Annotated in this window: 3 protein-coding genes and 1 pseudogene; all 4 read left to right on the top strand. The window is 77.5% G+C overall.

The window, feature by feature from the left end; genetic code table 11:
- Positions 1-837, top strand: a pseudogene (locus tag AAHZ94_RS27820) (hypothetical protein); the annotation flags it as partial.
- A gap of 77 nt (positions 838-914) precedes the next feature.
- Entirely contained in the window at positions 915-1,037 is a 123-nt protein-coding gene (locus tag AAHZ94_RS27815) for a SapB/AmfS family lanthipeptide (RefSeq protein ID WP_349996251.1), read from the top strand.
- A gap of 153 nt (positions 1,038-1,190) precedes the next feature.
- Positions 1,191-3,179 (top strand): ABC transporter ATP-binding protein, encoded by a 1,989-nt coding sequence (locus AAHZ94_RS27810; RefSeq protein WP_349996250.1) that lies wholly within the window; start codon positions 1,191-1,193, stop codon positions 3,177-3,179.
- A partial coding sequence (locus AAHZ94_RS27805; protein WP_349996249.1) for an ATP-binding cassette domain-containing protein occupies positions 3,172-5,381 on the top strand: 2,210 nt, incomplete at its 3' end. The genes AAHZ94_RS27810 and AAHZ94_RS27805, both read left to right, overlap by 8 nt.

Raw genomic sequence — 5,381 nt, 5'->3', positions numbered from 1 at the left:
CCCCCCCCCCCCCCCCCCCCCCCCCCCCCCCCCCCCCCCCCCGCCCCCCCCCCCCCCCCCCCCCCCCCCCCCCCCCCGCCCCCCCGGGGCCGGGGCGGCCGGGGGGGCGCGGCCGGCCGGCCCCGGGGGCGCGCCGGGCTGCTCTACGGCGCATCGGGCCCGGCCCTGCTCTTCCTGCGGCTGTACGAACACCACGGCGACCCGGCCCTGTTGGACCTCGCGGAGCGCGCACTCTGTCGGGACCTGGACCGGTGCGTGACCGACCGGCACGGCACCCTGGTCGTCGACGAACGCATCCGCACCATGCCCTACCTGGGCGCGGGCAGCGTGGGCATCGGCATGGTGCTCGACAGCTTCCTGGCGCACCGCGACGTCGAGCGGCTACGGCAGGCCAGGGACGCCATCGCGCCCGCGGCACAGATGCGGTACTACGCGCAGCCCGGGCTCTTCAACGGCCGCGCCGGCATGATCGTGCACCTCAGCCGCACCGCCGCCGACGCTGCCCGCGCCCCGGGCCCGTACGCCGAACAGGCCGCCGACCCGGCGTCCGGTGCGGCACCCGGCGCGCAACGTCCAGCCGGTGCCGCGCCACCGCCCGCCGCGCCGCCCACCGACCGCGCGCAACGCCCCTTCGGGCGCCAACTGGCTGACCAGATAACCGAGTTGAGCTGGTACGCCATGCCGTACCGCGGGCAACTCGCCTTCCCCGGCGACCAGATGATGCGCCTCTCCATGGACCTCGGCACTGGGGGAGCGGGGTGTCTGCTCGCGCTCGGCGCGGCGCTGCGCCCCGAACCCGCCGCACTGCCCTTCCTCCCGCCGCTCCGGCGGCCCTAGAGCCGGTCCCCCGTCGGGGGTCCGTATGCACAACCGTCACCACCGCCCCTCGGGCGGGCCTACGAAAGGAAGACACCATGTCGCTTCTCGACCTTCAGATGCTGGAGTCCGACGACGTCCTCTCCGGCCACGGCGGCGACGAGAGCACCGCGAGCCTGCTGCTCTGCGACAGCAACGTCAGCCTGCTCCTCTGCCTCTGAGCCACCGCGCCCCGCTGTACGGCGGGCGCTGCGCACGGATGGTGAACACCGAGGGTCGGCCGGTTCGCTAACGGCCGATCAGGACGCGGTCCCGGGCAGAGTGGCCCCTGCCCGGGACCGTCGTCCCACCCACCCGCGAAGGAACCGCCGCACATGGCCTCCACCGCCGACCACCACCCCACCACCCTGGGCCCCACCGCTGCCGCTGCCTCCCCCCCCACCGCTGCCGCTGCCTCCACCCCCAGCTCCGCCCGCGCCTCCGCTCCCGCCCCGGCCCCCGACGCCGCCCCGGCCGCGTCCGCCGAACCCGCGGCCGACCCGCAGACCGTACGGATCGCCGACCGGCTGCTGCGGGACGTACTTCGGCACACCGCGGGCAGGTCCCTCGCGCTCGGCCTGGTGAGCACCCTCGCCGCCGGAGCCGGGCTCGCGCTGCCGGCCGCGGTCGGGCACACGGTCGACCTGCTGCTCGCCGACGGCGCGGGTGACGGGGGCGCCGCCACCGGGCGCTGGGTCGTCGGCTGTGTGGCCCTCACCGGGCTGCTGGTCGTCCTGGACGCGCTGAGCGGACTGCTCACCGGCGCCACCAACGCCCGCGCCACCGCCTGGGTACGGCGCCACACGCTGCGCCACGCACTCGCCGTGGGGGAGCGGCGCGACGGGCTCGCCCACGGCGACCTGGTGTCCCGGCTCGTCGGCAACGCCGTCCACACCGGCACCGCCCCGACCACGCTCGCCGCGACCCTCGCCGCCGTCCTCACCCCCCTCGGCGGACTCGTCGCCCTCGTCCTCATCGACCCGTGGTTGGCCCTCGCCTTCCTCGTCGGCCTGCCGGTCCTCGGCGTGCTGCTGCGCACGTTCGTACGGGACACCTCCGACAGCGTCGCCCGCTACCAGCAGGGCCAGGGCGAGAGCGCCGGCCGACTGGTGGAGACGCTGCACGGGGCCCGCACGGGGGCCGCCGCCGGCACCGCCGCGCGCGAACGCGCCCGCATCCTGGCCGGCCTGCCCGAACTCGGCCGGCACGGCCACCGCATGTGGCGGGTCCAGGGCCGGGCGAGCGCGCAGGCCGCGGCCGTCCTCCCGCTGCTCCAGATCCTGGTGCTCGCGGTCGCCGGCGTCCGCCTCGCCGCGGGCGGCCTCAGCGTCGGCAGCCTCCTCGCCGCCTCCCGCTACGCCGCCCTGGCCACCGGCATCGGCATGGTCGTCGGCCGCATCAACGCACTGGTCCGCAGCCGCGCCGCGGCCCGCCGGCTGGCCCAGGTCCTCGCCCCCGCGCCGCCCGACTACGGCACCCGCACCCTCACCCGTACCGCCGGCGCCTCCCGCGCGCCCGCGGGCGACGGCGCGGAACCGGACCGGCCCGGCACGTTGGAGCTGCGCGGGGTCGGCGTCGCGCGCGGCGGCCGGCAGGTCCTGCGGGGGGTCACGCTGTGCGTCCCCGGCGGGCGGACGGTGGCCGTCGTCGGACGGTCCGGATCGGGCAAGTCGCTGCTCGCCGCGGTCGCGGGACGGCTCACCGACCCGGACGAAGGACAGGTCCTGCTGGACGGCGTGCCGCTGCCCGAACTCCGCCACGCGGTGCTGCGCCACGCGATCGGCTACGCCTTCCAGCGGCCGGCGCTGCTCGGCGGCACCGTCGGCGGCACCATCGCCTTCGGCCCGGCCGCACCGTCACCGGACGAGGTCGCCGCCGCGGCCCGCGCGGCCCGCGCGGACGACTTCATCCGGTTGCTGCCGGACGGGTACGCGACCCCGTGCGCAGGCGCCCCGCTCTCCGGCGGCGAGGTCCAACGCCTGGGCCTGGCCAGGGCGTTCGCTCACCCGGGCCGGCTGCTCATCCTGGACGACGCGACCTCAAGCCTGGACATGGTCACCGAACGCCAGGTCAGCGCCGCCCTGTGGGAGCAGCGAAACCGCCGTACGTGCCTGATCGTCGCGCACCGCGCCAGCACCGCCGCCCGCGCCGACCTGGTGGCCTGGCTCGCCGACGGCACACTCCGCGCCCTGGCCCCGCACCACGAACTGTGGCAACACCCCGACTACCGCGCCGTCTTCGACGCCTCGCCGGGCCAGGACCTGGCGTCCGCCGGGGCCGGCGCGCGCACCGACACCCGACCGGAGGGGGCAGCCGATGTCTGACGGCACGCGACCGGCCCCGGGCCCCACCCCGCCGCCCCGCCGCCGGGACACCGCGCCACCGGCAGGCGACCGCGACACGAACGACGGCAGCAGCAGTACGCGTGCGAGGACGGGCGGGAGCGCGAGCACGGGGGCCGGCAATTCCCTCGGCACCGCCACCAGCGCGAGCAGCAGCACCGTTCGGCCGTACGCGGCAGGATTGCGCTTCCTGGGGCGGCGGTGGCGGGTGCTCGGGCGGTTGGCGGGCTGGTCGGTGCTGGAGGCCGGGCAGACGTTCCTCACCGGATACGCGCTGGCCCGCGCGTTGGACGACGGCTTCCTTGCGGGGGAGCGCGGCACCGGCCTCGGCTGGCTGGCGCTGGCCGCGCTCGCCGTCGTCGTCGGCGCGTACGGGACCGGGCGGGTCTACCGCGAGGTGGCCGCGCTCGTGGAACCGCTGCGGGACGGGCTCGCGCGGCGAGTGGTCGACCGTGCGGTGCGGGACGCGGTGGGCGGGGGCGCGGGCGCCGGCGAGAGCACCGCCGTCTCGCGCCTCACCCACCAGGTCGAGATCGCCAGGGAGACCTTCGCCGGGCTGGTCATGGTCGCCCGCTCGTTCGTGTTCGTCGCGGCCGGTGCGCTGGTCGGACTGTTCTCGCTGGCCCCGGTGCTGCTGCTGGTCGTACTGCCGCCGCTGCTTTTGGGGTTGGCCCTGTTCCTCGCCTCGCTGCGCCCGATGGCCCGTCGGCAGGAGACCTTCCTGGTCGCCGACGAGGCGATCGCGGCGGAACTCGGCCGGGCCGCCGCCGGACTGCGGGACATCACCGCGGCCGGAGCGGAGGAGAGGGTGGCGGCCGAGGCCGAGGTGCGGATCGCGGCCGAGGCCGCCGCCGCGTGCTCGCTGGCCAGGTGGGGGATGGTCAGGGAAGCGGCGCTCGGCATCGGCGGGCGGCTCCCGGTGGTCCTGCTGTTGGTCGCCACGCCCTGGCTGCTGGACCGTGGCGTCACGGCGGGCGCCCTGGTCGGCGCCCTCACCTACCTCACCCAGTCGCTGCTGCCCGCGCTCCAGGCCCTCATCCAGGGCGTGGGCCTGAGCGGCTCCCGGCTGGCGGTGGTCATCCGCCGCCTCACGGACCCGGACCCGGACCCGGACCCGGATTGGCCATCGGCTCAGGACCCCGAAGCTGCCCCGGCTCCGCACGTCGAGGCGGCGCAGGCCCGGGACTCCCGAGCGGCCCCGTATCCGAACCCCGAAGCAGCCTCGGCCCCGAACGCCGAAGCGGCTCCGGCGGCTGCGGGGCCGACCGCGCGACAGGCGTCCCCGGTCGGCCACGACGGCGCGGCTGGCGCCGGGCCGGAGGCCGCCCCTGGTCGGTCGGCGGCCGGTCCCGTACGCCGAGGTGGCCGTGGGACCGTCGCACTGCGGGGGGTCACCTTCGCGTACGGGGCGCACGCCGAGCCCGTCGTCCGCGGTCTCGACCTCGATGTGCCGGCCGGTGGGTGGCTGGCGGTGGTGGGGCCGAGCGGTATCGGCAAGTCGACTTTGGCGGGGCTGATCGCCGGGCTGTTGGAGCCGCGCGCCGGCGAGGTGGCGCTCGGCGGTGTCCCGGTGGCAGGCCAGGGCCCCGCCGAACGGGCCGCCGCGCGGGTGCTGATCCCGCAGGAGGCGTACGTGTTCACCGGCACCGTCGCCGACAACCTCGGCTATCTACGGGCCGGTCCCGTGCCCGCGCCCGAACTGTGGGCGGCCGTCGCCGCGATCGGGCTCGGGCCGCTCGTGGACCGGCTCGGCGGGCTGACCGGCGAGGTGCGGCCGGCCGCGCTCTCGGCGGGCGAGCGGCAACAGGTCGCGCTGGCCCGCGCCTACCTCTCGCCGGCCCCGGTGGCCCTGCTCGACGAGGCCACCTGCCATCTGGACCCGGCCGCCGAGGCCCGGGCTGAGCAGGCGTTCGCGGACCGCCCCGGCGGCACGCTGATCGTGATCGCGCACCGCATCAGCTCCGCCCGCCGGGCCGACCGGGTGCTGGTGATGGACGGCCGGCACACGGCGAGCGGCAGCCACCACGAACTCCTCACCACCAGCCCCCTCTACCGCGACCTGGCCGGCGACTGGGCCCCCTCGCGCACCCCTGCCGCCCCACCCTCTGGTCCGGCCGCTCCGCTGCCCGGCCCCGCCGCCCCGCCGGCCGTCCGCGCCGCCGAGCCCCCCGTGCCGCCCGCCCC

Origin of the sequence: Streptomyces sp. HSW2009 (assembly GCF_040240285.1) — a bacterium.
In the GTDB taxonomy this organism is placed as follows: domain Bacteria; phylum Actinomycetota; class Actinomycetes; order Streptomycetales; family Streptomycetaceae; genus Streptomyces.
This window is presented reverse-complemented; position numbering and strand designations above follow the sequence as displayed.